Annotated in this window: 5 protein-coding genes; all 5 read right to left on the reverse strand. The window is 70.7% G+C overall.

What is annotated here, in order from left to right; genetic code table 11:
• Positions 1-426: membrane protein insertase YidC (gene yidC, locus VF665_RS17670; protein WP_331054770.1), on the reverse strand; the 426-nt coding region annotated here is incomplete at its 3' end.
• Positions 427-462: 36 nt separating this feature from the next.
• Positions 463-675, reverse strand: a complete 213-nt coding sequence (yidD, locus tag VF665_RS17675; RefSeq protein WP_331054771.1) for a membrane protein insertion efficiency factor YidD — start codon at positions 673-675, stop codon at positions 463-465.
• Positions 657-1,046, reverse strand: a complete 390-nt coding sequence (gene rnpA / locus VF665_RS17680; protein WP_331054772.1) for a ribonuclease P protein component — start codon at positions 1,044-1,046, stop codon at positions 657-659. The genes yidD and rnpA overlap by 19 nt, the downstream gene beginning before the upstream one ends.
• Positions 1,047-1,087: 41 nt before the next feature.
• On the reverse strand, positions 1,088-1,240 hold the full coding sequence (rpmH, locus tag VF665_RS17685) for a 50S ribosomal protein L34 (protein ID WP_331054773.1): 153 nt from the start codon (positions 1,238-1,240) through the stop codon (positions 1,088-1,090).
• A gap of 150 nt (positions 1,241-1,390) precedes the next feature.
• Positions 1,391-2,293, reverse strand: coding sequence for a phosphotransferase (locus tag VF665_RS17690; protein ID WP_331054774.1), 903 nt, complete (start codon positions 2,291-2,293; stop codon positions 1,391-1,393).
• Between the last annotated feature and the right edge of the window lie 238 nt (positions 2,294-2,531).

Raw genomic sequence — 2,531 nt, forward strand, 5'->3', positions numbered from 1 at the left:
GGACGCGGCGCTGGCGGTGAACGGCACGTTGCGGAAGTCGAACGTGTCACGCCCCACGGCCAGGCGGCGCGACAGCACGTCGCGCGCGCTGCGCGGAACCAGCTGCACGGCTTCGCCGCTCTTTACGTAGCTGCGGTACCGGGTGAGCGTGGCGGCGTTGAGCGCCGCGCCCCGCGTGCTGAACCGGTACTCGTACAGCGGCGAGGTGACGCGGACAATGCGGTCCGGCGCGTTGGCCGGCGCTGGCAGGCCGGGTGCGGGTGCCGTCAGGGGCGCGGCAGCCCCCGCCACGGCGGGCGTGGCCACCGCGGCGGAATCGGCGCGGGTGGGGGCGGGAGGCTCCGGCGGCGGAAACAGCCTGCTCCAGGCGAGAATGACCACCGTCGAAATGACGATGAACAGAATGAGGCGTCGGGTCTGGTCCATCAGGGGTCAACCGGTCGTGAGAGGGGCGGCCGTCCGCTACGGAACGGGATCAAAGCCGCCCTTGCACAGGGGGTGGCAGCGCGCCAGGCGCCGCACCAGCAGCCATCCGCCGCGCAGGGCGCCGTACTTCTGCATGGCCTCCAGCCCGTAGTGCGAGCAGGAAGGGACGAAGCGGCAGCTGGGCGGCGTAAACGGCGAAATCCGCTTCTGGTAGAAGCGGATGCCGCCTATCAGCGCGCGCGTGAGCATAGTTCCTCCGCAAGCGCGGCCACCTCGTCGCGCAGCTGCGCAAACGAGGCGGTATACGTTTCCGGCCGCGCACGGAGCATTACGTCCAGGGCGAGCCCGCGGTTTCGCAGCGCGGGGACCAGCACCGCGCGCCCGATCTCGCGCAGGCGCCGCTTGACCAGGTTGCGGTCCACGATGCGGCGCTTGTGCTTGGGAACCACCACTCCCAGACGGGCAAACGGAACGGGGGAAGCGGAGACGAACGCGTCCAGGTGGCGCGTCTTGCTCCTCTTCCCCCGTCTGAACAGCGCGCGGATCTCATCCGAAGACGTGATCCGCGCGTGCCTGGGCAGGCCGAAGCCCTGCGATTCTCCCGCGCCGTCCGGGTCCATGGACCGCGAAGATGCGTCGAGCGCGGCGCCCGAAGCGCCGCTCAGTACTTGGCGGGTACTTCGACCACCAGCTTGTGCCGGCCCTTGCGGCGCCGGGCGTTCAGCACCTCGCGGCCGCCCTTGGTGGCCATCCGGGCGCGGAATCCATGCTTGTTGATCCGCTTGCGGTTGCGCGGACGGTAACTCGGCTTCATCGGTCAACCCCTTCGGGTGCTGCGTCTTACGGGAAAAGTCGGCCGGATGGCCTTGGCGACAAAGACGAGTAATCTAGCCCCGATCCGCCCATCCGTCAACCGCCGGGGGGCAGAAACCGTCCAGCCGCGGGCGCAATCCGGTGCGGCGCGTCACTCCGCCAGCACGTTGCGCAGCCCCGTCCGTGCCTCGCGCAGCAGCGCCTCGTCCCCCGTCTCGTGCGCAAAGCCGAGGAGGACGACGGTGTGGTAGGCGGCCCGCAGGCGCGCCACGCGCAGGGTGCGCGCGTCCGCCGGCCCGTACACGCGAAAGAACAAAGGACGCGCGGCGGGAGGAAGAAAGGAGTACACTGCCATCAGGTCCAGCCCCGGGTCGCCGGCGTGCACGTCGCCCCAGTCGATGACCCCCGCCAGCGCCCGGTCCGGCGCGACGAGCAGGTGGCGCGAGTACAGATCGCCGTGCACCAGCACCGGCCGCGGCGGCGGGCCCGCCGGCTCGCCGCGGAAGAGGTCCAGGACCCGCTCCGGACGGTCGATCACCCCCGCCGCGGCCACCTCCTTCAACCGCGCCTCCAGCCGCGGCCGGCGCTGGACGAAGTCCGTACGCGCCAGTTCGTCGCGCGGCAGGTTCAGCCCGTCCACGGGGATCGCGTGCAGCGCGGCGAGAAAGCGGCCGAGCGACGGCGCGACCGCCATCCGTTCCTCGTCCGGCAGCGCCGCGCGGTCCGCCGTCACTCCGTCCAAGAGAGGGTAGCCTGCGAACGGCCATTCGCTGCCCGGCCCGGCGGGGGCGAACCATCGCGGGGCGGGGATGGGAAGGGGCAGAAGCGACGCGAGGCGGGGAAGGACGCGCGCCTCCCGCTCCAGCAGCGGGACGGCGATCTGGCGGCGGGGAAAGCGGAACACCCACCGGCCGTCCACCAGGAACGCCGTGTTGTCCCACCCTTCGCCCATGGGCTGGGCCGACCGCGCGCCGAGATCCGGGAAGCGGGCCCGGATGCGGGCGAGTGCCTCTTCCGGCGAGGTGGTCCGCTCGGCCTGCCAGGAGTGCTGCATGGTTGGATGTAGCAGGTGGCGTGGATGGCGGATGCACATGCCGGCGGCATTCCAATCTACGTTCAGGGAGGCGTGCCCGCCGGGACCCCGATCTGTTCGGGGGAGCTTCGGAACTCTGCCAGATGCGCAGGCACTCCCCTGGCGCCACCGTGCGTACAGGTGGGTCAAACCTGCCTCTGGTATTCACTTAGGGTGTTTTCTTGACTTATCCACAACGCGCTTCTACGTTGGGCCGTCA

It is taken from the genome of Longimicrobium sp. (assembly GCF_036387355.1).
Taxonomy (GTDB): domain Bacteria; phylum Gemmatimonadota; class Gemmatimonadetes; order Longimicrobiales; family Longimicrobiaceae; genus Longimicrobium.